The following is a 23,837-nucleotide window of genomic DNA, read 5'->3' as shown; positions in this document are numbered from 1 at the left end:
GTCGTTTGTTCGCCACAAGCCATCTCGCCTGCGCGGGTCGCGGCGCGCTGGCGTGTGGATGGTGGCGGAATGGGGTGGGTTCTGGAGCCGAGACGCGGAATGCGTTCGCTCCCAGGCCTGGGGTTTCGGGGGAGGGGGCATGTCGCAGCCGGGACGTTGGCTTTGGGGGCTCGTGCCGTTGGCGCTGCTCTGGGGCGCCGGTAACCTCTTCCTCGACCAGGCGATCGAGCGCGATGTCGGCCGCCGTGCAGTCGAAGCCGCAGCGGCCGTGGCCGGTCAGGCGCCGGGCGCGCGTCCGGTGACGGCACAGATTGACGGCCGCGACGTCACGATCTCCGGCGAGGCCCTGTCGGCCGATGGTGCCGCTCGCGCGATCGCGCGGCTGCGCGGCGAGTTCGGCGTGCGCCGTGCCCTCGGCGGACTTTCGCAGGTCGTCGCCCAGAAGCCCTATAGCTGGTCGGCAAGCCGTGATGGCGATGCCGTAACGTTGAATGGCTTCGTTCCCGACGAAGCGACCGCCCGCGCTTTGGTCGCGGCGGCCGAGAAATCCCTGCCGGGCTTGCGCATCGTCGATCGCCAGAGCCTCGCCTTCGGCGCGCCTGCGGGCTTCGAGACGATGGCCGGCTCTGTGCTGACGGAACTGCCGCGGCTTGCAACCGGCAAGGTCGCGCTCGACGACATGCGCTTCTGCATCGAGGGCAGGGCCGACACACCGAGCCAATTCCTGTCGCTCCAAGCGGCTATCGCCGGTTTGCCCCGCGACGGCTTCCAGGCCGTGCCCTGCGCGCTCGAGCCTCCGGTCGTCACGCCCTATCGCTGGAGCGTTGAGCGGCTGGCCGAGGACAGGCTCCAGCTCGAGGGCTTCTACCCGTCGGAGGCCGTCCGCCAGCAGATGCTGGCCTTGCTCCGCAGGACCTTTCCGGGTCCGATCGCCATCGACGACCGTTTGCTGCCCGGCGCGGGAGAACCGTCCGGCTTTCTGGCGCGGGTCGGCCGCGCGATCGGCGATCTCGCCCGGCTGCGCCAGGGTAAGGCGATCCTGAACGGCGACTCCTATGCGCTGTCGGGAGAAGGGCCTGCGACCTATGAAGCGTGCCGCGCCGCGCTCGTGCAGATCGCACAAGGCGATGTGAGCGGCGCCGTCGCTCAGGCGGTAATCGCCTGCCCGCCGCCTCCGCCGCCGGTCGAGAGCCTGATGCCGCCGCTGCCGGAGATTCCGGAGCCGGTTTTCGTGCCGTCGGACCTGCCGTCGCTGCCGCCGGTCGAAAGCCTGATGCCGCCCTTGCCGGACATCCCGGCTCCGATCTTCCTGCCGTCGGAACTGCCCGCTCCGAGGGCGCCGATCGAAGCCGCAGCCCCGCCTGCGCCTCCGCCGCCTCCACCGCCGCCGGCCGTCGCGCTCGGCTGGAGCGCGATCATCGGCGAACAGGGTGTGACGCTTCAGGGGCTGGTGCCCGACACGGCGGCCCGCGAGGCGCTGCTGGCGCGGGCGCGCGCCCTCACCCCCTCGGGCGCTGTCTCCGACCGTCTGACGCTGGAGCCCAACCTGCGCGGCGAGCCCGACTTCGCCGCCGCGACAGGCTTCGCGCTGGAACTGCTCGGCACCTTGAAGCGGGGTTCGGTCTCGCTCGCCGGCGCAGCGCTCGGCCTCGCAGGCGAGGTCGCGGACGGCGCGGCGTGGTCGCGGCTCGATGCGGCGCTGCGCAGGCAGCCTCTGCCGGCCGGCCTGAGCCTGGCCGGCGAAGGCGCGGCCGCGATCGCGGTGCGCCCATATGTCCTGTCGATCATCGCCGACCGCACCGGGCTGACCCTGACGGGCTCGCTCCCCGACACCCGCACGCGCGACGCCTTGCGGGCGCTGGTCGAGGCCTCGCCGCTGCAGGGCAGGCTGCACGACGAGACGCAGATCCTGCCCGGCGCGCCCGAGGGCTTCGCTGCCGCGGCCGCCGTCGCGGTCACCAATCTGCTGCGCCTCGATCTGGGGACGGCCCTGCTCGTCGATGGTCTCGTGACGCTGCGCGGCCTGACCTGCCGGGACCTGATCCAGCGCGAGGTCGAAACCAGCGCCGGAACCGGCCTGCCCGCCGGCTTCCGGGCCGATACCGCGATCGGCCTGCGCCAGACCGGCTGCGTCGTCGATCCGCCGGCGACCTGCCAGAACGATCTCGACGCCTTGACCAAGCGCAATACCGTGCTGTTTGCGCAAGGAACGGCCGTGGTGGCGCTCGATCCGCAGACGGAGCGTGTGATCGGGGAGGCGGTCGCCATCCTGACGCAATGCCCGGCCGCGCGCATCACCATCGAGGGGCACGCCAACAGGGACGGCGAGCGCGGCGGCTTCAACAATCTCGATCTCTCGGCGCGCCGCGCGCTGCGCGTCCGCGACGAGCTGGTCCAGCGCGGCATCGATCCGGCGCGGCTGGAGACGCAGGGCTTCGGCAGCGCGCGGCCGCTGGTGCCCCATGGCGCGCCCGAAGCCCGGTCGCTGAACCGGCGCGTCCAGTTCACGGTCGCGAAGTAAGGGGGGCCGACATGCTGTATCTCGCCAGCCAGTTCGTCTGGTTTCTCGCCGCCGCCTTCGTCCTCGGCCTCGTCATGGGCTGGATCGGCCATGATGGTGGCAAGCTCAGGCTCGGCGGCGCTGTCGCCGGCTGGTTTGCCGCGCTCTGGGGGCTCGGCGCCGCGCTGACCTGGCTGCAGTTTTTGAATGGCGAGCCGGCGATCTGGGTCGAGACCGCGCTGTTGTTCACCGGCGTCTATGTCGCCGGCTGCATCGTCGGGGCTCTGCTGCGCGGCGCCGGCGCTCCGGTCGCAACCGGCCACGCTACCACGGCGGCCCCCGCAGCCACGCTGCCCCCCGTCGCCGGCGAGGCCGACATTGCCGGGCAGCGCCCGGCCGGGCTCGTCGCGGCCAGGGATGACAAGCCCGACGATCTCAAGCTGATCAAGGGCATCGGCCGCCAGAACGAGGACCGGCTGCAGGCGCTCGGCATCTGGCATTTCCAGCAGATCGCCGCCTGGACGCCGCAGAATGTCGAATGGGTCGGCAGCTATCTCGCCTTCCCCGGCCGGATCGAGCGCGAGGACTGGGTCGGCCAGGCCATGACGCTGGCTGCCGGCGGCGAGACCGAGTTCGCCACGCGGGCCCGCGCCGGTCTGGTCGAGACATCGCGCGACGAGGGCGAGCCCGCGAAGGCGTGAGCGGCGTCAGGCGGCTCGGCGTTCGGCGCGGGCTATCAGCCGGCCGATCCGGCGCACCATGTCCTTGGCGCCGAGCAGGGGCGCATGGCCCTGGCCCGGCGCCGTGAAGGTCTCGCAATCGGGGTGGCGTTCGCCCATCTCGGCGAGCGTCTTGTCGGCGAGCAGGTCGGAATTGGCGCCCCGGATCGCCAGCATCGGCACGGCTTTGAGACCGTCGAAATAGGGCCAGAGAATCGGCAGGGGTGCCTCGAGGTCGAGCTCCTCCAGCACCTTCATCAGGTTGGTGTCGTAGTCCGGCCGCAACGGGCCGTCGCGGTCGGTCCAGGTCCGGCGCGCCATGACGTCCCACTCCGCCTCGCCGAAGAGCGGGAACTGCTGGTCCGAGAGCCGTTTCAGGATTTCGGCGCCCTCGGCGAAGCTGCGCGGCAAGGGCAGCTTGCCGACATAGCCACGGATCCGCAGCAGGCCGCGCGCATCGATCACCGGCCCGATATCGTTCATCACCACGCCCTTGATCGCGGCCGGCCGCGCGGCGCCCATCGCCATGGTCAGCAGGCCGCCGCGCGAGGTCCCGACGAACACGGCCGCCACGATGCCCGCCGCGACCAGCACCTGCATCAGATCGTCGAGTTCGATGCGGATGTCGTAGTTCTTCCAGTCGCGGTCATAGCCCGAGAGGCCGCGCCCGCGATAATCCAGCGCCAGCACGCGCCGGGGTTTGGCTTCGTCCTGCGACAGCGCCAGCGCGAGTTCGTGGAAGTCGGCGGCCGTGCGCGCGAAGCCTGGCAGGCAGATCACCGGCAGCGCGGTTGCCGCCAGCGGCCCATAATCGCGCGCATGCAGCCGCAGACCGTCGCGGGCGCTGGTGTAGAGCGAGGTGAAGCCGGTTTTTGTTTCTGTCGCAGTCAACACTCAGCCCTCATCCTGAGGAGCGCCGCCAGGCGCGTCTCGAAGGATGGTTCCAGATCGCGCTGGAGCACCCTTCGAGACGCCGCTTACCGCGGCTCCTCAGGATGAGGGCTGCGCGACACCAGCGATCTCCCCGCGAACCTAATCCCGCCGCCCGCCGCGCTTCAAGTCGTGGTCGATCAGATAGGCCGTGCGCTGGTTCAGCCGCTGGCGATAGACCTGCAGGTTCTCCATCACCCGCTGCACATAGTTGCGCGTCTCGTAGAACGGAATGCGCTCGACCCAGTCGACGGCGTCGACCTCCGGCAGGCGTGGGTCGCCATAGGCTGCGATCCACTTCCTGACATTGCCGGAGCCCGCATTGTAGGCGGCGAAGGTCAGGATGTAGGAGCCGCGCCACTCCTTCAGCAGGTCGTTGAGATGGGCGGCGCCCATCTGCGCCGAATAGAGCGCGTCGCGGCCGAGCCTGGGCCAGTCGAAGGGCAGGTTGGCGCGCCGCGCCGTTTCGCGTGCGGTCGCCGGCATCATCTGCATCAGCCCGCGCGCGCCGGCATGCGAGATCGCGGTCGGGTCGAAGGCGCTTTCCTGCCGGGCGATGGCGTGGACGATGGCGCGCTCCATCGGGTCCCCCAGGACCGCAAACTCCGGCACCCCTGTCGTCGGAAAGGCGGCGGCGTCGAGCGGTAAGCCACGCTGCAGCGCAGCCTTGCCGAGCGCGAGCAGGGCGCGGGTGTCGCCCTCGCGCTGGGCGATGGTCGCCAGGGCCTCGAGCGCCGGCGTCGTATGCAGGCGCTGGGCGAGGTCGGTCAGCATCTGCACCGCGAGATCGCGCTCGCCGATCCCGTAGAGCAGGCGCACGCCGCGATGGCCCGGCAGATGCTGGAGCGCGGCGGCGACCGAGCGCCGCAACGGCAGGTCGGGCAGGCGCAGCCGCGCCCGCGCCAGCTGGCCGTAATAGGCGATCGGGTGCTCGGCGGCGCGCTCATAGGCGGATTGGGCCTCGTCGGCCTTGCCGATCGCCTCGAAGGCGCGGCCCTGCCAATAGGCCGCGCGCGACACCGAGATCGGCGTCTCGGCATGGCGGGCGGCTTCGTTGAAATGTTCAAGCGCAATGCCGGGCTGGTCGCGGAAACGCAGGGCGATGAAGCCCGAATGCCATTCGGCGTCGATGCGCTCGGCGGCATCCTCGGCGCCATGCCCGGCCGCGACGCCGTAGGCCCGGGCCGCGTCGCCTTCGTCGAGCAGTTCGCGCGCGATCAGCCGTCGCTCGATCCACCAGCCGTCGCCATCGCCGAGCAGGGCCGGGTCGCGGGGTACGTTCGCCAGCGCCGCGGCGGCCTCAATGGGCTTGTCGGCGCGCCTGGCCTGCTGCGCCTGCAGGAAGGCAAAGGAGATGTCGCCGCGTAGCGAGGCCGGCACCGCCGCGATCAGCGCCGGTGCGATCGGCCGACGCGCCGCGCCGCTGGCGAGCCGCGCCCGCGCCAGCAGGACATAATCGGGCGAGACGCGCGCCGCGTTGCGCAGCGCCGCCGCCGAGTTGCCGCGGAAGATGTAGCGCTCGGCCCGCAGGCGGTGATCCGCCGGGGACAGCGCCGCGCCGAAGGCGTCGAGCACGATGGCCTCCAGTGGCCCGCCGAGATGGTCCTGCAGCCAGCTCTGCCGCGCCAGGGTGTTCGCCTCTTCGATCCGGCCCTCGGCCTTGAGCGTCAGCGCCAGCGCGATCCGCCCGGCCGGGCTGACCGGGCGCTGGCCATGGAAGAAGGCGCGGATGACGGCCGGGCTCTTCTTCTCGGCGATCAGCATCTCCTCGGCCCGGCGGCGAAACAGGCTCGTCGCCGGATAATTTGGATGCGCCTTCAGAAACGCGTCGATCCGCGCGAACGGGATCAGGCTGGCGCCGCTGCGGATCGCGACCCATTCGAGCAGGGCCCGGGCCGTCCGGTCGTCGATCGTCTGCGCGATGGCGTCGCCGTCGCGCAGGGACCCGCGCCGATAGGCTGTGACCGCGCTCTTCAGCCGGTCCATGTCGACCGCCTCGGTGCGCAGCGCCTCGCCCGGATAGGGCGGCAAGGCGCCCGTGGTCTCGACCTCGATGCCGGCGATATCGTCGCGCTGCAGCGCATGCGCGCTGTCGTCGGCCGCCCTGGCCGGCATGGCGGCGGGCAGGGCAGCGAAGATCAGCGGCACAAGAAGGCGGATCATCCGCAAGCGGATGGCAGGCGAGGCCATGGCAGGCTCCACGGTCGGACGCGTAGCCTGTGATGCTCGCGGAAGCGGGTTTATGAACTCTTAACCATGCGCCGCCGCGTTTTTATGGCGAGCCGGCTTTGCCTGCCGCAGGGGACAGTTTATGTGTGTCGCCCTCTCCACGCCCGTTTCGCGCCAGGACGCCGCTGTCATGACCAAGCATTCCGCCTTCACCGGTTCGCTTCCCGCGCTGGTGACGCCGTTCAAGGGCGGCCGGATCGACGAAGACGCGCTGCGCGCGCTGGTCGCCTGGCAGATCGAGAGCGGCTCCTCGGGGCTCGTTCCGGTCGGCACCACCGGCGAAAGCCCGACGGTCTCCCATGACGAGCACAAGCGCGTGGTCGAGATCGTGGTCGCGGAGGCGAAGGGCAAGGTGCCCGTCATTGCCGGCGCGGGCTCGAACAACACCACCGAGGCGATCGACCTCGCTGTTCATGCCGAGAAGGCTGGCGCCCAGGCGGTCCTGGTGGTCACGCCCTACTACAACCGGCCGACCCAGGAGGGGATGTACCAGCACTTCAAGGCGGTGAACGATGCGGTCGGGATCCCGATCATCATCTACAACATCCCGCCACGCTCGGTCGTGGACATGTCGGTCGAGACGATGACCAGGCTCTACGAGTTGAAGAACATCGCCGGCGTGAAGGACGCCACCGCCAACCTTGCCCGCGTCTCGCAGCAGCGCCACGCCATGGGGCCCGATTTCATCCAGCTCTCGGGCGAGGACATGACCGCGCTGGCCTATATGGCGGCCGGCGGCCATGGCTGCATCTCGGTCGTCGCCAATGTCGCGCCGCGTTTGTGCGCGGAGTTGATGCAGCATTGCCTCGAGGGTGACTATACGGCGGCCCTCAGGTTCCAGGATCGGCTCGTGCCGCTGCATGATGCGATCTTCAAGGAGCCAGGGCTCGCCGGCGCCAAGCACGGGCTCGCTTTGCTGGGCCGTATCCAGGAAGAGGTTCGTCTGCCGCTGCTGCCGGTGACCGCGCCGACGGGCAAGATCATCCGCGACGCCATGGTGTTCGCCGGCCTGTTGAATGCCTAGATAGGAGCGTCGCGTCCGTCCGGTCCCCCCGGCCGACGCCAGGGAACCCGACGATGTACGAGCCCAGCCATTTCAAGGTCGATGATCGCGAGGCGCTGTTTGCGGTCATGCGCGCGCATCCACTCGCGACGCTGGTGACGGCGGGCGAGGGCGGGCTGATCGCCAACCCGGTGCCCTTCGTCCTGCATGCCGAGGAGGGCGAGCAGGGGGTGCTGCGCGCCCATCTCGCGCGGCCCAACCCGCAATGGAAGGCGATCGCGGCCGGCGCCGAGGTCTTGGTGATCTTCACCGGCACCGAGCGCTATGTCACGCCGGCCTGGTATGCGTCCAAGCAGGAGCACGGCAAGGTCGTGCCGACCTGGAACTACGTCACCGTGCAGGCACGCGGGCCGGCCCGCGCGATCGAGGACGGCGCCTGGTTGCGCGCGCAACTCGACGCGCTGACCGCGCAGCAGGAGGCGCCGCGCGCGCAGCCCTGGAGCGTCGGCGATGCGCCCGAGCCTTTCGTCGCAGCCCAGATGCGCGGCATCGTCGGCATCGAGATCGACATCGCCTCGCTGGTCGGCAAGTTCAAGCTCAGCCAGAACCGCCAGGAAGCCGACAAGCTGGGCGTTTTCAACGGCCTGGCGGCCGATCCTGAATCGGAATCCCAGGCCATGGCCTCCCTCGTCAAGGCGCATGCGCTCGGCCGGACCCAATGAAAAAGCCAGATCCAGAACGCTACAAGCTCGCCGCCGACAACCGCAAGGCGCGCTACAATTACGAGATCATCGAGACGCTCGAGGCCGGCATCGCGCTTCAGGGCACCGAGATCAAGTCGCTGCGCGGCGGCAAGGCGACGATCGGCGAGAGCTATGCCGGGCCGATGGGCACCGAGCTCTTCCTGTTCAACGCCCATATCCCTGAGTATCTCGAGGCCAACCGCTTCAACCACAACGTCAAGCGGCCGCGGAAGCTGTTGTTGCACCGCCGCCAGATCAACAAGCTGATGGGCGCGATCCAGCGCGACGGCTACACGGTGATTCCGCTCAAGGTCTATTTCAACGACCAGGGCCGCGCCAAGGTCGAGCTCGGGCTCGGTCGCGGCAAGAAGCTGCACGACAAGCGCGAAACCGAGAAGAACCGCGACTGGAACCGCGACAAGGCGAGGATCATGAAGACGGGTGCGTGAGGCACGACCTCCCTTCTCCCCTCGCGGGAGAAGGTGGCGGCGCGCAGCGCCGACGGATGAGGGGGCGCCGTGAGAATTCCACCGACCGCGACGCTAACCGGAGGGGGCACGGCGCCCCCTCATCCGCCCCTGCCGGGGCACCTTCTCCCGCGAGGGGAGAAGGGAAGAGGCGTCGCGGTTCCGCATCCCGTCATGCTCGGGCTTGTCCCGAGCATCCACGTCTTGAACGCCGCCCTCGACCCGCGAAGACGTGGATGGTCGCCACAAGGGCGACCATGACGGTGCGGCCGGTACAAGGCGCCCACAATTCGACAAGAGGAACGCGGGGAACCCCTCTCCTGTAAGGAGAGGGGCAGGGGAGAGGTGTCGGCCCCTTGACCCGTAAGACGCCGCGCCAACCGCAGCCGGCGGGGAGGGCTCGCCCTCTGCGGCGAACGGCCGACACCTCACCCTGCCCTCTCCTTACAGGAGAGGGTTCCCCGCGCCTTGGCCGGGCACGTTTGCACCCTTCGACAAATCTTATCCCCGCGCCCCCAACGCGACCCTATTCTCCGCGCGCTTTCCCCGACCAAGGGGGCTGACGCGAGGCGTCGTGCGGCCGGGGGAGGTGCGGTGTTCATGGGGGAAGGCCGTCGCGGGCCGGACGCCATGGAGGTGCCGTCGATCGTCAGGGCCGAAACTGGGCAGGCCCGAGCCCGTGCCTGGACGTAGGGACGACGAGGGACCCCCAGATAACCGCGTGCGGGACGGGGTGGCGGCTGTTGGCGCTGCTTCGACACGACACATCGACACCGACACCGGCACGCAGTCGTCGGCTGCGACGCTACCATCGTCCCGCGCATCCCCTTGGATTCGCTTCAAGGCCCGAACCCCCGCGGCGCGAGCCGGCCGGGGCTTTCGGTGCGTGAGGCTCAGCTCTCGACCGGTTCGTCGCCCTGGCGGATGCCGTAGCGCCGCTCGAGGCCGGGATTGCCCGGCGTCACCGGGGCGCCCGGCGCGGAGCTGGTGCGGGCGTTGCGCTCGGAGGGGTCGCGGCCGATCTTCTGCATCAGCTGCGCGAGGTCGATGAACTCGTCGCATTGCCGGCGCAGGTCGTCGGCGACCATCGGCGGGCTGGTCGAGACGGTCGAGACCACCGAAACCTTGACGCCCTTGCGCTGCACCGCCTCCACCAGCGGGCGGAAATCGCCATCGCCCGAGAACAGGTAGATCTGGTCGAGATGGGGAGCGAGCTCGAGCATCTCGATCGCCAGCTCGATGTCCATGTTGCCCTTGATCCGCCGGCGCCCGGTGGCGTCGGTAAACTCCTTGGCCGCCTTGGTGATGACGCGGTAGCCATTGTAGTCGAGCCAGTCGACCAGCGGCCGGATCGAGGAATACTCCTCGCTCTCGATCAGCGTGGTGAAATAGAAGGCCCGGATCAGGTTGCCGCGGCCCTGGAATTCCCGCAGCAGCCGGCGGTAATCCATGTCGAAGCCGAGCTGCTTCGAGGTCGCGTAGAGATTGGCGCCATCGATGAAAAGGGCGATGCGCGGGTCGGCCGCCATAGAAATCACTCCGTCTGAAATCGCTTTGAAAAACTCAAATGAAAAGCAAACACGGTCGAACCATGTCGGATCGGCCGAAATCGTCGTCCGGCAGCCATCGCGGGCTGTGACCTCTCGCCGCAGCCGGCAAAACGGAAGTCGTTCAGGCGCTCAGGCCCCGGCTGCCCGGCTTGGTCGCGGGAATCGCTGCGAGCTCCGGCGGCAGCGCGTCGGGCGCATAATCCGGCACGGCGTATTCCATCAGGCTGACCAGCTCCATGCCGAGTTCGGCGCGGCCCGCCGAGCGGTCGATCAGGCAGGCGGCGCCGACGATGGTGCCGGGCTCGTTCATCACCGAGTCGCGGCATTCGCGCAGCGACAGCCCCGTGGTGATGATGTCCTCGATGATGATGCAGCGGGCCCCTGCCGGCAGGGTGAAGCCGCGGCGCAGCCTGAAGCTGCCGCCCTCGCGCTCGACGAAGACAGCCTTGGCACCGAGATGCCGCGCGGTCTCGTAGCCCGGCACGATGCCGCCGACCGCGGGCGAGACGACGTAGTCGATTTTGCCGAAGCGCGCCTCGATCTTGGCCGCGAGCGCTTTGCACAGGCGCTCGGTGCGCACCGGGTCCTGGAAGACGAACATCTTCTGCAGGAAGACGGCGCTGCGCCGTCCCGACGACAGGATGAAATGCCCCTCGAGCAGCGCACCCGCCTCGCGGAATTCGGCGAGAACCTCGTCGTTGGTCATGGTTGGCTCCTGAACAGAACGGTCGGCGGCGTCTTTGCGTCGGATCACGGGTGGGCGCAAGGCGTGAGGAGCCCCTCATTCACAGCCCTCATCCTGAGGAGCGCCAAAGGCGCGTCTCGAAGGATGCTTCAGGAGGTTCCGGAGACATCGGAAGCATCCTTCGAGACGCCGCGTGCCGCGGCTCCTCAGGATGAGGGCTTGGTAACGTTACGTCATTCTCGGGCGGAGCGAAGCGCAGACCCGAGAATCTCGTGACGAGAAGACGCTGGGTTCCGAGATGGTCGGGTCAAGCCCGACCATGACGAGCGTCCCAGCTACCCCTTCGGAAACTCCAGCCCCATCTCGCGATACCGCGCCGGGTCGTCGCTCCAGTTCTCGCGCACCTTCACGAACAGGAAGAGATGCACGGTCGCCTCGGCGGCTTCCGCGATCTCGATGCGGGCCTTCTGGCCGATCGCCTTGATCGTCTGGCCGCCTTCGCCGAGCACGATCTTGCGCTGGCCCTCGCGCTCCACATAGATCGTCTGCTCGATGCGCACCGAGCCGTCGGGCCGCTGCTGCCATTGCTCGGTCTCGACGGTCGAGCGATAGGGCAGTTCATCGTGCAGCCGCTCGAAGATCTTCTCGCGGGTGATCTCGGCGGCGAGGAAGCGCAGCGGCGCATCCGAGATCTGGTCCTCCGGATAGAGCCAGGGGCCCAGCGGCAGCCGCGTCTCCAGCCAGGTCAGGATGTCCTTGACGCCATAGCCGGTCAGGGCCGCGATCATGAACGTCGTCTCGAAGGTGCCCAGCGCGTTCACCTTGGCGGTGATCTCGAGCAGCTTGTCCTTGGCGATGACGTCGATCTTGTTGAGGATCAGGAACTTGGGCTGCTTCAGCTCGGCGAGCTTTTCGAGCAGCCGAGTGTTCTCCTCATTGTCGAAGCGCTCGACATCGATCAGCACGCCGATCAGGTCGGCATCGGTGGCGCCGCCCCAGGCACTCGTCACCATCGCGCGGTCGAGCCGGCGCTTGGGCTGGAAGATGCCCGGCGTATCGACGAAGATCACCTGCATCGGGCCCGACAGCGCGATGCCGCGCACCTGGGTGCGGGTCGTCTGCACCTTGCGCGAGACGATCGAGACCTTGGCGCCGACGAGCTGGTTCAGCAGCGTCGACTTGCCGGCATTGGGCGCGCCGATCAGCGCGACGAAGCCGCAGCGCGTCGGCCCGCGGGCGGGCGCGCCTGTCTCCGCTTCAACCATTGTCGCTCTCCATCGTTTCGCTCCACAGGCCTTCGCGCCGCAGGAAGGCTTCCGCCGCCGCCTGCTCGGCCAGTCGTTTTGAGGGCCCCAGCGCTTCCGCATCGACAAGGCCCGTGATGCGGGCCGCGACGCGGAAGACGGGAGCGTGATCGGGGCCGGAACGGTCCCGCTCGGTATAGGTCGGCGTAGGGTAGCCCTGGCCCTGGGCCCATTCCTGCAGCGCGGTCTTGGCGTCGCGCAGCGGCCGCACCGGCTTGAGCAGGCGCTCGCCGAAGCCGCGCTCGACGAGCCCGCGGGCCGCCTCATAGCCGCCGTCGATGAAGACGGCGCCGATGATCGCCTCGCAGGCATCGGCCAGGATCGCCTTGTTCTTGCGCGCGCCGCCGAGGATCTCGCCCTCGCCCAGCCGCATGAAGGCGCCGAGATTCCAGGCGATCGCGACCTCGGCGCAGGTCTCCTTGCGCACGAGATCGGCGAGCCTCCGCGACATGTCGCCTTCGGCGGCGAGCGGATAGCGCGCAAACAGCATGTCGGCGATGCTCAGGCCCAGCACCCGGTCGCCGAGGAATTCGAGCCGCTGATAGCTTTCGAGCCGCGGCCCCTCCGCGCTCATATGGGTCAGGGCGGTGATCAGCAGGGTCTGGTCCGCGAAGACATGCCCGAGCGTCGCTTGCAGCCGGGCCGTGTCGGGCGGCTTGCGCGCGTTGTCGCTGGCCTTGCTCACGGGTGTCTCTGGCTCACGTGCTGATCTTCTTCACTGGCGGGTGTTCTTCATTGCGGATCGTCGTCATCGGATCGCGCTGAACAGGCGGTTCCAGCGTACCGTCCAGGGCCATTCCCACAGCTTCCAGGCCGATTCACCGTCCTCGATCGAGAAGAAGATGATCTCGGCCCGGCCGACGAAGTTCTCGAACGGCACGAAGCCGACGCTGCGGTCGCGCGAATCGAGCGAGTTGTCGCGGTTGTCGCCCATCATGAAGAAGTGCCCGGGCGGCACGACGAAGACCGGCGTGTTGTCGAAGGTGCCCCTGTCGCCCTCGCGTTCGATGATCTGGTGCGAGACGCCGTTGGGCAAAGTCTCGCGATACTGGATCGCGGGCGAACTGCGGCCCCAATTGTCGGTGGTGACGAAATCGGCGATCCGCTCCCGTTTCACCGGCTGGTTGTTGATGTGCAGGATGCCGTCGATCATCTGGATGCGCTCGCCCGGCAGCCCGATCACACGCTTGATGTAGTCGGTCGTGTTGTCGGTTGGCAGCTTGAACACGGCGATGTCGCCGCGCTTGGGCTCCGCCGCCCAGACCCGGCCCGAGAACAGCGGCGGGCTGAACGGGATCGAGTGCTTGGAATAACCATAGGTGTATTTCGAGACGAACAGGTAGTCGCCGATCAGCAGCGTCGGAATCAGCGATCCCGAGGGGATGTTGAACGGCTGGAACAGCAGCGTCCGGATCACCAGCGCGATCAGAAGCGCCTGGACGACGACCTTGATCGTCTCGACGATCCCGCCCTCGTCCTTGACGGTTTTTTTCTTGGAATCGACGTCGTTGGCCACGCGGGCGCTCCTGGGACGGGGGTCCGACCGGCGGTCTAGCGGAATGTTGGCCGGCAGACAACGTCGGGACAGTGCGGCCGGCCCGATCGTCTCTTGCGCACCCATTTTTTGACATGGAGGTTGCGTGAAACCGATCTAAGAGGTCAATTCGCGCGGGATGACACTGTCCCCGGGGTGTCTGCCAGGATGCCTGCCCCTCGCAACCCTCTCGACCGTTCCGACCAGGCACCTGTGAAACTCCTCGACCGCTTCAACCCTCTGCTCCCCCATGCCCGCAGCGCGATGGAGCCGCTTCCGGCGCTCGTGCTGGCCTGCGCGATTTCGGCGGCGGCTGTCCTGGGCCGCTTCGCGCTCGAAGGCACGCTGCCGCCCGGCTATCCCTTCCTGACCTTCTTTCCGGCGGTGATCCTGACGAGTTTCGTCGGCGGGACCGCGGCGGGCTTGGCCTGCGCGCTGCTCTGCGGGCTGGCCGCGTGGTACTGGTTCATTCCGCCGGCCGGCTTCGCCATGGATTTCCAGAGCGGTTTCGCGCTGCTGTTTTATGTCTTCATCGTCGCCGTCGACATCGCCCTGATCCATGCGATGACCCGGGCGATGCGCCGGCTCGAGGTCGAGAAGGGCGTGTCCACCGCTCTGGCCGAGCAGCAGCGCACGATGTTCGAGGAGTTGCAGCATCGCGTCGCCAACAACATGGCGTTCGTCGCCAGCCTGCTGAACATGTCGCGCCGGCGCGTCCTCGCCGATCCCGCCGCCGCGCCGGCGATCATCGACGAGGCCCGCAACCGGATCGAGACGATGGCGCGCATCCACAGGCGCCTGCACGACCCCCATCAGGTCGATCTGCCGATCGGGCGCTATCTCGAGGACCTCTGCGCCGACGTGATCGAGGCGAGCGGCGTGTCCGGCGTGTCCTGCCATGTCGATGTGCCGCCGATGAGCTTCGACATCCGCAAGCTCACCACGATCTCGATGCTCGTGTCGGAAATCGTGACCAACTCGCTCAAGCATGCCTTTCCGGAGGGGCGCACGGGGCGCATCGCTGTGACGATCGTGCGCGCGGACGACGGGATGGCGGTCCTCACCGTGACCGATGACGGCGTCGGTCTGCCACAGGCGCCCGAAGAGGCGCAGGCCGGCCACGGGCTCGGCAACCGCATCATCGAGGCCCTGGCCAAGCAGCTTAAGGGAACGAGCGAGCAGGTCTCCCAGTCCGGCCTCTCGACCCGGATCGCCTTTCCGCTCTGACCCGCCTCGCGCCGCGGCTGGATCCTGCCGTTTGAAGGTGCGGCCCGATTGACGCGAAACCGCTCCGGATGCACGATCTTCCCCTACGTCGGGGGGCGATCATGAACAGCAAGAAATACGTGGCGGAAGCGATCGGCACCTTCTGGCTGGTCTTCGCGGGGTGCGGCAGCGCGGTCATCGCCGCCGGTTTTCCGCAGGTCGGCATCGGCCTGCTCGGCGTCTCGCTCGCCTTCGGCCTGACGGTCGTGACCATGGCCTACGCGATCGGCCACATCTCGGGCTGCCACCTCAACCCGGCCGTGACGGTCGGGCTGGCGGCGGGCGGGCGCTTTCCGGCCAGCCAGATCCTGCCCTATGTCGTGGCGCAGGTGATCGGCGGCGTCGTCGCGGCGGGTGTTCTCTATCTCATCGCCAGCGGCGCGCCGGGCTTCGACCTCGCCAAGGGCTTCGCCTCGAACGGCTATGGCGAGCATTCGCCGGGCAAGTACAGCCTGTTCGCGGGCTTCCTCACCGAAGTCGTGATGACCATGATGTTCCTCTTCATCATCATGGGTGCGACCCATGGCAAGGCGCCGGCGGGCTTCGCGCCGCTGGCGATCGGGCTCGGCCTGTGCCTGATCCACCTCGTCAGCATCCCCGTCACCAACACCTCGGTGAACCCCGCGCGCAGCACCGGCCCGGCGCTCTTCGTCGGCGGCTGGGCGATGGGGCAGCTCTGGCTGTTCTGGCTCGCGCCTCTGATCGGCGGCGCGCTCGGCGGCATCGCCTATCGCTGGCTCAGCGAGGAGCCGAGCGGCCAGGTCGTGGGAACCGCGCCGGCGGAGTGAGGGCTGGAGCAACGCCGCGTCGCATTCGTCATTGCGAGCGTAGCGAAGCAATCCAGACGGAAATGCTCTGCCGCCCTGGATTGTTTCGTCGCGTCGCTCCTCGCAATGACGGGGCTGCGCCTTGGTCTCGGGCGCAAATGTCAGCCGCCGGACAGAGGCCGCGCCTCGATCACGACGAAGGCCTGCGCCATCGGCGGGTCGTCGGTCATCGAGACATGCAGGATGGCCTCGTGGCCGGCCGGCGTCATCGCGGCTAGCCTCAGCGCGGCGCCGCCGGTGAGCTTCATCGTCGGCGCGCCGCTGGGCAGGTTGACCACCTCCATGTCGCGCCAGAACACGCCGGCGCGCAGGCCGGTGCCGAGCGCCTTGGAGCAGGCTTCCTTCGCCGCAAAGCGCCGCGCATAGGATGCCGCCCGCGTCGCCCGCCGATCGGATTTGGCGCGCTCGCTTGGCGTGAAGACGCGATTCGTGAAGCGCTCGCCGAACCGGTCGAGCGATTTCTGGATGCGGTCGATGTCGCAGAGATCGGAGCCGATGCCGAGGATCATGCTGACGATTTACGTCGCGATGCGGCCTTCGTCCATCGCCCGCCGCATCGCGCCGATCGCCGCATCGAGCCCGACGAAGATCGCCTCGCCCATCAGGAAATGCCCGATGTTGAATTCGACGAATTCCGAAACGGCGGCGAGCTGGCGCGCCGTGTCGTAGTCGAGCCCATGCCCGGCATGGACCTCGATCCCGAGCGATGCCGCGAAAGCCGCGCCCCTGGCGAGACGTGCGAACTCGGCCTGCGCCTTGTCGTGATGTCCGTCTGCGACCGCATGGCACCAGGTTCCGGTGTGCAGTTCGATCACCGGCGCGCCGAGCTTCGCCGCCATGCGGATCGGCGCCTCGTCGGCCTCGATGAACAGCGAGACGCGGCAGCCGGCCGCCTTCAGCCGCGCGATGAAGGGCGTCAGCGCCGCCTCCTGGCCGACCACGTCGAGGCCGCCTTCGGTGGTCCGTTCCTCGCGCTTCTCCGGCACCAGGCAGGCCGCATGCGGCTTCAGCCGTTCGGCCAGCGCGACCATCTCCTGCGTCGCGGCCATCTCGAAATTCAGCGGCTTGGTCAGTTCGGCGGCGAGGCGCTCCATGTCGGCGTCGCGGATATGGCGGCGGTCCTCGCGCAAATGCGCGGTGATGCCGTCGGCGCCGGCCGCCACGGCCTGATGCGCGGCGCGCACCGGATCGGGCAGGGCGCCGCCGCGCGCATTCCTGATGGTCGCGACATGATCGATGTTCACGCCCAGTCGCAGCCGGTTCGCCATGGGTCACCTCTCCTCAAAGCCGGCCTGTGCATAGACGAGAACGCAAGCCGCGCTCAAGGCAGGGATTGTCATGGCCGACACCACGCAAGCTGATCGGTCGCGCGGCATTGGCCGGGCCGCCTTGGCGATTTGGTAACCGCGTCAGCACGGGGGGCGCGCATCCAGCGCCGGATAAGGCAATCGTAAGGGCTTCCGCCCTAGCGTCACCTTTGGGGATCGAGGGGTCGATGGGGCTTAGATCGTGCAGCTTGCGGTGAAGACGGCGACGTTCGAGAACAATTTGACGCAGGACCGGCGCGACCAGACGCAGGATCTGCAGCGTGCGCTCGGCCGCGTCGTGTCCTGTGACGGATCGCGCGCGACCATCGCCAGCACGGTCGGCGGCATGGCCCATCTCGGCCCCGATTCCTGGACCGTGGGCCGGATGATCTCGATCAATCTCGGCAGTTCGCGCATCGTCGGCCTCGTCTTCGAGATGGCGGCCGTCCAGGCGGTCTGGGACGAGGGCTCCGACAACGCCATCCACGTCCAGGTCGAGCTGCTCGGCGAGGTCTCGGAAACCGCCGACGGCCGCACCAGCTTCCAGAGCGGCATCTCGACCTATCCGCCGATCGGCGCCGTGGCCCATCGAATCCGCGCCAGCGATCTCGCGCTCGTCCATGATCTCGGCACGCGCAAGGCGGTCGCCATCGGCACGCTGACCCAGGATCCCTCGATCCCCGCGACGGTCTGCATCGACGACATGCTGGCGCGGCATTTTGCCTTGCTCGGCACCACCGGCGTCGGCAAGTCGAGCGCGGTGGCGCTGCTGCTGCGCCGGGCCATCGCGGCCCGCCCGCGGTTGCGCGTGCTGATCCTCGATCCGCACAACGAATACGCCTCGGCCTTCCCTGACCGCGCCTTGACGATCGACGCCGAGGGGCTCGACCTGCCGTTCTGGATGTTCAAGCTCGAGGAGTTCGCCGAGGTCGTGTTCCGCGGCCGCTCGGCCTTCGACGAGGAGGCCGACATCCTGCGCGAGGTCGTCGGCGTGGCCCGCGAGCGCTATCGCTCCGGCAGCCTGCGCAGCTCGATGCGCGATCTCAACTCGACGCTGCTGAAGCGCCCCCTCGATGTCGGCCAGGGCCGCCGGGAGGACAGCGCCGGCAGCGCCGGCGACATGCCGACGCCGTATCGGATCATCGATGTGCTGGCCATCATCGACGATCTGATCGGGATGCATGAGAAGCGCTGGCCGCATGCCTCGCTGCGCTCGCTCAAGGTCCGGCTCGAGGCGCTGCATGGCGATCCGCGCTACCAGTTCATGTTCGCCCGCGCCAACATGATGGAGACCATGGCGCCGGTGATCGCCCAGATCTTCCGGGTGCCCCATCACGGCCGGCCGATCACGGTCTTCCAGCTCGGCGGACTGCCCTCGGAGGTCGTCGATGCGGTGGCCTCCGTGTTGGCACGGCTGGCCTTCGACCTCGCCATGGCGAGCCAGGGCACCTACGAGATCCTGCTGCTCTGCGAGGAGGCGCATCGTTACGTCCCCGCCAACCCGACGCTCGGCTTCCTGCCGACCCGCCAGGCCATCGCCCGCATCGCCAAGGAGGGCCGCAAATACGGCGCCTATCTCGGCGTGGTGACGCAGCGCCCCGGCGAACTCGATCCGACGATCCTGTCGCAATGCTCGACGATCTTCGCGATGCGGCTGGCCAACGAGGTCGACCAGCAGATCATCCGCTCGGCGATTTCCGACGCCTCGGCGAGCACGCTGAAATTCCTGTCCTCGGTCGGCAACCGCGAGGCGATCGCCTTTGGCGAGGGCGTCGCCACGACGATGCGGATGCGCTTCGCCGAGCTTCCGCGCCATGAACTTCCGGCCATGGACGTCGTCGCCGGCGTCGAGGGTCGGCGCGAGCCCGGCCTCGACGACATGGTCCGGCGGATGCGCGGCTGAGCCGGGCGAGGGCGGCAGGCAAATCTTGCATCTCCCGCGCTTTGGCTGTAAGGCCGGCTCACATCATCTTCCCTGCATCGCTAAAGATCAGAAGGAGCCGCGCCATGGCTCGTGTCACCGTTGAGGATTGCATCGACAAGGTCGACAACCGCTTCGAGCTGGTTCTCCTCGCCAGCCATCGCGCGCGGATGATCCAGTCGGGCTCGGCGATCCTCGTGTCCCGCGACAACGACAAGAATCCGGTTGTCGCGCTGCGCGAGATCGCCGACGAGAAGCTCAAGCCCGAGGATCTCAAGGAAGACCTGATCCACTCGCTGCAGAAGCATGTCGAGGTCGATGAGCCCGAGGCCGAGACCGTGCCGCTGCTCGCCGCGCCCGGCCAGAGCGCCTCGACCCCCGATTCGGAGGTCCAGTTCGATCGCATGAGCGAGGACGACCTGCTGCGCGGCCTCGACGGTCTCGTGCCGCCGACCGAGAGCGCCGACGACGAGGACTGATCCCGCGCGCGGGCGTTTGGAACGCTCTCTTCACCTATTCCGCTAAAGCCCGGCCCCGCCGGGCTTTTTCGTGCCTCCGACAGGGAATTCGCCTTGCTGCTCGCTCTCGCCGCGCCGATATTGACGGACTCCGGAGCAGGCAGGCGTGACAGAGGGCCCGCATGGGCATGATGCGGCAATACGAACTCGTCGATCGGGTTCGCAGCTACAATCCCAACACCGACGAGGACCTCCTCAATCGGGCCTATGTCTATGCCATGCGCGCCCATGGCACGCAGAAGCGCGCCTCGGGTGATCCGTTCTTCGCCCATCCGCTCGAGGTCGCAGCCCTCCTGACCGATCTCAAGCTCGACGATGCGACGATCGTCGCCGCCGTCCTGCACGACACCGTCGAGGACACCGAGGCGACGCTCGAAGAGATCGAGAGCATGTTCGGCCCCGACATCCGCCGGCTGGTGGACGGGCTGACCAAGATCAAGAAGCTCGACCTCGTCTCGAAGAAGGCGGCCCAGGGCGAGAATTTCCGCAAGCTCCTGCTCGCCATCGTCGACGATGTCCGCGTGCTCTTGGTCAAGCTCGCCGACCGGCTCCACAACATGCGCACGCTGCATTTCATGGCGCCCGAGAAGCGCCTGCGCATCGCCGAGGAAACCGCCGAGATCTATGCCCCGCTCGCCGGCCGCATGGGCATGCAGGAGCTGCGCGAGGAGCTGGAAGAGCTCGCCTTCCGCCACATCAAGCCCGAGGCCCACGCCACCGTCACCAAGCGGCTGGAGGAGGTCACCGAGCGCGAGGGCAGCGTCATCGGCGAGATCGAAAAGGACCTCAAGGACAAGCTCGCCGCCAGCGGCATCCAGGCGGACGTCTCCGGCCGGCGCAAGCGGCCCTATTCGATCTGGAAGAAGATGGAGCGCAAATCCATCTCCTTCGAGCAGCTCTCCGACATCTTCGGCTTCCGCGTCATCGTCGACACGCCGGAGGATTGCTACCGCGTGCTCGGCATCGTCCACATGACCTGGCCGATGGTGCCGGGCCGCTACAAGGACTACATCTCCACACCCAAGCAGAACGACTATCGCTCGATCCACACCACCGTGGTCGGGCCGGGCCACAGCCGTGTCGAATTGCAGATCCGCACCGACACGATGGATCGCATCGCCGAATTCGGCATCGCCGCCCACGCCCATTACAAGGACGGCCGCACCACCGAACTGACCAATTATGCCGATGAGAGCCGCGCCTATCAGTGGCTGCGCCGCACGGTCGACCTGCTCGCCGAGGGCGACAGCCCCGAGGAGTTTCTCGAGCACACCAAGCTCGAGCTGTTCCACGACCAGGTCTTCTGCTTCACGCCGAAGGGCCGGCTGATCGCGCTGCCGCGTGGCGCGACCCCGATCGACTTCGCCTATGCGATCCACACCAATGTGGGCAACAGCGCGGTCGGCGCCAAGGTCAATGGCCGCATCGCGCCGCTCCTGACCGAACTCGCCAATGGCGACGAGGTCGAGATCACCCGCGCCGAAGGCCAGACGCCGCCGGCTGCCTGGGAATCCCTCGTCGTCACCGGCAAGGCCCGCGCCGCGATCCGCCGCGCCACCCGTGCCGCCGTGCGCCGGCAATATTCCGGCCTCGGCCGCCAGATCCTCGAGCGCGCCTTCAGCCGGGTCGAGCGGCCCTTCAACGACGAGAAGCTCAAGGCCGCCCTCAAGCGCCTCGCCCGCACGGCGGTCGACGACGTGCTGGCGGCGGTCGGACGCGGCGAGATGTTTTCCGGCGACGTGGTCAAGGCGGTCTACCCCGACCTCGAACCCGAGAAGCGCGGCGCCTCCGATCCGAAATCGGCCGGCGCCACCACCGGCAATGCCAAGGGCTGGTTCGAACTGCGCCAGGGCGAGAATCTGAAGTTCAAGCTCCCGGGCGAGACACCGGGAGACGACGGCCCCGGAAAGGACGCGATCCCGATTCGCGGTCTCGGCGGCGACCTGCCCGTGCGCTTTGCCCCCAATGGCGGGGCGGTGCCGGGGGATCGCATCGTCGGCATCCTGACATCGGGCGAGGGGGTGACGATCTACCCGATCCAGTCCTCGGCGCTGGCGGCGTTCGACAACGAGCCCGAGCGCTGGCTCGATGTCCGCTGGGATCTCGACGACAAGGCCCCCCAGCGCTTCCCCGCGCGCATCTCGCTGCACTCGATCAACGAGCCAGGCTCGCTGGCGCAGATCACCACCACCATCGCCGAGCATGACGGCAACATCGACGCGGTCGCGATGCACCGGCCGAACCCCGATTTCACCAACGTCACCATCGACCTGACGGTCTGGGACCTGAAGCATCTCAGCGCCATCATCAGCGAACTGCGCGAGAAGCGGGTGATCAGCCGGGTCGAGCGGGTGGTGGGGTAGTTTGAGTGTATTGTCGCGGGAGGCCCAATCACTAAGGGATCGACATGGCGCGAGAGACCGATTGTGAAGCCGAGCCGGTAGACAAAGAGCATACGTCGCCATTTTGGCTTCAGGCTACCGTCGACGACGTGCAGGAGGTTGACGTCGATCAGCCGCTGTCTGAGTCAAACTCAGCGGACTATCATGAGGCAGCAACACTCTACCGTGGGGCTTCTGAGCGTTCATCCGCCGATCAAGATCACAAATCGGCGCGCATTTTCGCAATGCTAGCTGCTGCCCTCGACATCCGACTTACAGTCGGAAATCCGAACGATCCATATGCGCCTATGGCAGTTTTCGGTGACCGTAGAAGCGCAATTCCAACGGACTTCAAAGGGAGCGTCGACGCGTTGTCCGCGATTGCCGGTAAGGCAACAAGCGCTGTCGTTCGTTCTCGATTGTCTGACCTCTGCTGGCATCTGGAGCGCAAAAGGCGCGTTTCCGCACTGGCTGGAGTGACAGCATATGTTGAACTCGTTGAAGCGCTCGCGTCGGGCGAATTGCACATTGGATCTGCGAAAGACCTCCCCGCCAACGCCTTCAATTCGGATGCGGCTCGGCTACTGCGACGATGCCTACAGATAGCTCGGTGGCTCAAAGGCGAAGAGCCGATACTCAAAAATGCTCAAGCGCTTGCAGTTCGATTAAGGGAGCAGGCCTTTGCAGCCAACGATCCCGCAGCGCTACGACGTTTTGCCAATATCGATCTGGACTTCTGTCTGTCTGATCCGGCGGCCGTCGCCGAGGATGTTGAAGGCCTCATCGGCGCAGTGGCACCGTCGCTCGACCTGGATACGGAAATCGAACTCTGGCGCGTCGCCGCGAGAGCCTACCAAATGGCGAAGCGTGACGATGACCGGCACCGGACACGGGCATTGGCCGCTGAGACGCTGGTCAAGCTAGCGGAGGCGCGAGGCTCCGCCTTTGTCGCATCAAAGTTCCTTGCTGATGCAATTTCGGAACTTCATGGAGTCCCAGGCAAGAAAGAAAGGCGCAAGGAACTCCAACATCGGCTGGTCGATGTGCAAGCGGCGATAATGGACGAGATGTCCAGCTTCAGCCATCGAACGGACATCCGCGACCTCGTCGAGGCGACGGTGTCTACCTTCGAAGAACTCGGCCTCGTCGATATGCTATTTACCCTGATGGGCTTGGCCTCGTCGCCGCCTCCCGACAAGCTCATTCAGGAAGCGGAAGCTCAGATACGCGCTTACCCACTTTCCTCTATTTTCGGAACGTCGCACCTTGATCACGATGGCAAGGTCATCCATCGGACGGACTGCGCGAGTTTTGGCGAAAGAGGGAGCGATGGGGCCGTTGTCGCTCAGATCGTAAAAGCTGAGTCGTTGCGTCGTAGTATGGTTGTCAGTGGAGCGATTGAACCGGCTCGACAGATCATTGTTTCGCATCATTTAATATCGGACGATCTCATCGAGACGTTGACCCGAAACAGTGCGTTTGTTGATCCTCGGCAAGAGCAAACCTTCGCCAAAGGCATTTCGAATTTTTTCCAAGGCGACCGTATCGGGGCGACCTATATTCTGACGCCGCTGCTCGAAAGCTGCCTGCGATATGTCCTGAAAACCGCAGGTCACGACGTGACTACCTTCGATGCAGCCACGCAAACTCAGCAGGATCGAATGCTGACATCGCTGTTCGCCGATATGCGGGGTGCCATGGAAGAGATTTTTGGCGCTGAGATCGTTCATGACCTGGAGTACGTGTTCTTGCGGAGGCCCGGTCCCGCTCTCCGCCACTCGGTCGCGCACGGCCTCCTTACGGATAATGGTCCTTATGGAGCGGACGCGATTTACTCCTGCTGGCTGCTCTTCAAGCTGATGATGATTCCGCTTTATCCGCTGCGAGAAGACCTGCGTGGTGCGCTGGATTGCGCATCCTGAGTGTAAGACGTCGGAGCCCTCCGATGGATCC

The 23,837-nt window shown here is 67.3% G+C and carries 20 protein-coding genes; 11 read left to right on the top strand and 9 right to left on the bottom strand.

The annotated features are described in order from the left end of the window. Positions 1-139 precede the first annotated feature (139 nt). On the top strand, positions 140-2,521 hold the full coding sequence (locus tag Q8S38_RS13370; RefSeq protein WP_305680907.1) for an OmpA family protein: 2,382 nt from the start codon (positions 140-142) through the stop codon (positions 2,519-2,521). 11 nt (positions 2,522-2,532) lie between these two features. Then, the gene (locus Q8S38_RS13365) at positions 2,533-3,201 is read left to right on the top strand and encodes a hypothetical protein (protein ID WP_305680906.1); all 669 of its coding nucleotides are present in this window, start codon (positions 2,533-2,535) and stop codon (positions 3,199-3,201) included. Between the two features lie 6 nt (positions 3,202-3,207). On the opposite strand, the gene Q8S38_RS13360 is transcribed toward Q8S38_RS13365, so the two are convergent. Both Q8S38_RS13360 and Q8S38_RS13355 read right to left on the bottom strand, forming a co-directional pair. Further along, the gene (locus tag Q8S38_RS13360; RefSeq protein WP_305680905.1) at positions 3,208-4,113 is read right to left on the bottom strand and encodes an alpha/beta fold hydrolase; all 906 of its coding nucleotides are present in this window, start codon (positions 4,111-4,113) and stop codon (positions 3,208-3,210) included. A gap of 138 nt (positions 4,114-4,251) precedes the next feature. Next, positions 4,252-6,339 carry a lytic transglycosylase domain-containing protein gene (locus Q8S38_RS13355; protein WP_305680904.1) on the bottom strand — a complete coding sequence of 696 codons (2,088 nt, stop codon included), beginning with the start codon at positions 6,337-6,339 and terminating at the stop codon, positions 4,252-4,254. Between the two features lie 169 nt (positions 6,340-6,508). On the opposite strand from Q8S38_RS13355, the gene dapA reads away from it, so the two are divergent. Genes dapA through smpB form a run of 3 tightly spaced genes read left to right on the top strand, consistent with a single transcriptional unit; the run spans position 6,509 to position 8,573 of the window. Continuing rightward, complete coding sequence (gene dapA, locus Q8S38_RS13350; protein WP_305680903.1) at positions 6,509-7,402, top strand: 4-hydroxy-tetrahydrodipicolinate synthase; 894 nt, start codon at positions 6,509-6,511, stop codon at positions 7,400-7,402. Between the two features lie 53 nt (positions 7,403-7,455). Then, a complete protein-coding gene (locus tag Q8S38_RS13345) occupies positions 7,456-8,103 on the top strand; it encodes an FMN-binding negative transcriptional regulator (RefSeq protein WP_305680902.1) in 648 nt (215 codons plus the stop codon). Then, positions 8,100-8,573: an SsrA-binding protein SmpB gene (smpB, locus tag Q8S38_RS13340; protein ID WP_305680901.1), complete on the top strand. Its 474-nt coding sequence runs from the start codon at positions 8,100-8,102 to the stop codon at positions 8,571-8,573. Before Q8S38_RS13345 ends, smpB begins: the two co-directional genes overlap by 4 nt. Before the next feature lie 911 nt (positions 8,574-9,484). Here the strand turns inward: smpB and Q8S38_RS13335 are convergent. The 5 genes from Q8S38_RS13335 to lepB all read right to left on the bottom strand — a co-directional run bounded on the left by Q8S38_RS13335 (position 9,485) and on the right by lepB (position 13,646). Continuing rightward, a complete protein-coding gene (locus Q8S38_RS13335; RefSeq protein WP_305680900.1) occupies positions 9,485-10,120 on the bottom strand; it encodes a LabA-like NYN domain-containing protein in 636 nt (211 codons plus the stop codon). A gap of 142 nt (positions 10,121-10,262) precedes the next feature. After that, positions 10,263-10,847 carry an orotate phosphoribosyltransferase gene (gene pyrE / locus Q8S38_RS13330; RefSeq protein ID WP_305680899.1) on the bottom strand — a complete coding sequence of 195 codons (585 nt, stop codon included), beginning with the start codon at positions 10,845-10,847 and terminating at the stop codon, positions 10,263-10,265. A 314-nt stretch (positions 10,848-11,161) separates the two neighbouring features. Next, positions 11,162-12,091, bottom strand: a complete 930-nt coding sequence (gene era, locus Q8S38_RS13325; protein ID WP_305680898.1) for a GTPase Era — start codon at positions 12,089-12,091, stop codon at positions 11,162-11,164. Continuing rightward, positions 12,084-12,815 (bottom strand): ribonuclease III, encoded by a 732-nt coding sequence (rnc, locus tag Q8S38_RS13320; protein ID WP_305680897.1) that lies wholly within the window; start codon positions 12,813-12,815, stop codon positions 12,084-12,086. Before rnc ends, era begins: the two co-directional genes overlap by 8 nt. Positions 12,816-12,878: 63 nt before the next feature. Continuing rightward, positions 12,879-13,646: a signal peptidase I gene (lepB, locus tag Q8S38_RS13315; RefSeq protein WP_305680896.1), complete on the bottom strand. Its 768-nt coding sequence runs from the start codon at positions 13,644-13,646 to the stop codon at positions 12,879-12,881. A 231-nt stretch (positions 13,647-13,877) separates the two neighbouring features. Between lepB and Q8S38_RS13310 the strand changes: the two genes are divergently transcribed. Next, a complete protein-coding gene (locus Q8S38_RS13310) occupies positions 13,878-14,891 on the top strand; it encodes a sensor histidine kinase (protein ID WP_305680895.1) in 1,014 nt (337 codons plus the stop codon). Between the two features lie 101 nt (positions 14,892-14,992). After that, positions 14,993-15,718, top strand: coding sequence for an aquaporin Z (gene aqpZ / locus Q8S38_RS13305; protein WP_305680894.1), 726 nt, complete (start codon positions 14,993-14,995; stop codon positions 15,716-15,718). A 140-nt stretch (positions 15,719-15,858) separates the two neighbouring features. Here aqpZ and acpS read toward each other — a convergent pair whose 3' ends face one another. Then, a complete protein-coding gene (acpS, locus tag Q8S38_RS13300; RefSeq protein WP_305680893.1) occupies positions 15,859-16,266 on the bottom strand; it encodes a holo-ACP synthase in 408 nt (135 codons plus the stop codon). Between the two features lie 9 nt (positions 16,267-16,275). Then, the gene (locus Q8S38_RS13295) at positions 16,276-17,025 is read right to left on the bottom strand and encodes a pyridoxine 5'-phosphate synthase (RefSeq protein WP_305680892.1); all 750 of its coding nucleotides are present in this window, start codon (positions 17,023-17,025) and stop codon (positions 16,276-16,278) included. 253 nt (positions 17,026-17,278) lie between these two features. On the opposite strand from Q8S38_RS13295, the gene Q8S38_RS13290 reads away from it, so the two are divergent. From Q8S38_RS13290 to Q8S38_RS13275, 4 genes are all read left to right on the top strand, one after another. Next, positions 17,279-18,967, top strand: a complete 1,689-nt coding sequence (locus Q8S38_RS13290; protein ID WP_305680891.1) for an ATP-binding protein — start codon at positions 17,279-17,281, stop codon at positions 18,965-18,967. 104 nt (positions 18,968-19,071) lie between these two features. Further along, positions 19,072-19,464, top strand: coding sequence for a DNA-directed RNA polymerase subunit omega (gene rpoZ, locus Q8S38_RS13285; protein WP_054141122.1), 393 nt, complete (start codon positions 19,072-19,074; stop codon positions 19,462-19,464). Positions 19,465-19,631: 167 nt separating this feature from the next. Further along, entirely contained in the window at positions 19,632-21,866 is a 2,235-nt protein-coding gene (locus Q8S38_RS13280) for a RelA/SpoT family protein (RefSeq protein ID WP_305680967.1), read from the top strand. Between the two features lie 44 nt (positions 21,867-21,910). Continuing rightward, positions 21,911-23,806 (top strand): DUF7380 domain-containing protein, encoded by a 1,896-nt coding sequence (locus tag Q8S38_RS13275; protein ID WP_305680890.1) that lies wholly within the window; start codon positions 21,911-21,913, stop codon positions 23,804-23,806. Positions 23,807-23,837 lie beyond the last annotated feature (31 nt).

The sequence above is a fragment of the Allobosea sp. genome (genome assembly GCF_030695125.1).
Classification (GTDB): domain Bacteria; phylum Pseudomonadota; class Alphaproteobacteria; order Rhizobiales; family Beijerinckiaceae; genus Allobosea.
The sequence above is the reverse complement of the archived record's forward strand: the minus strand, read 5'-3'. Positions and strand labels throughout refer to the sequence as shown.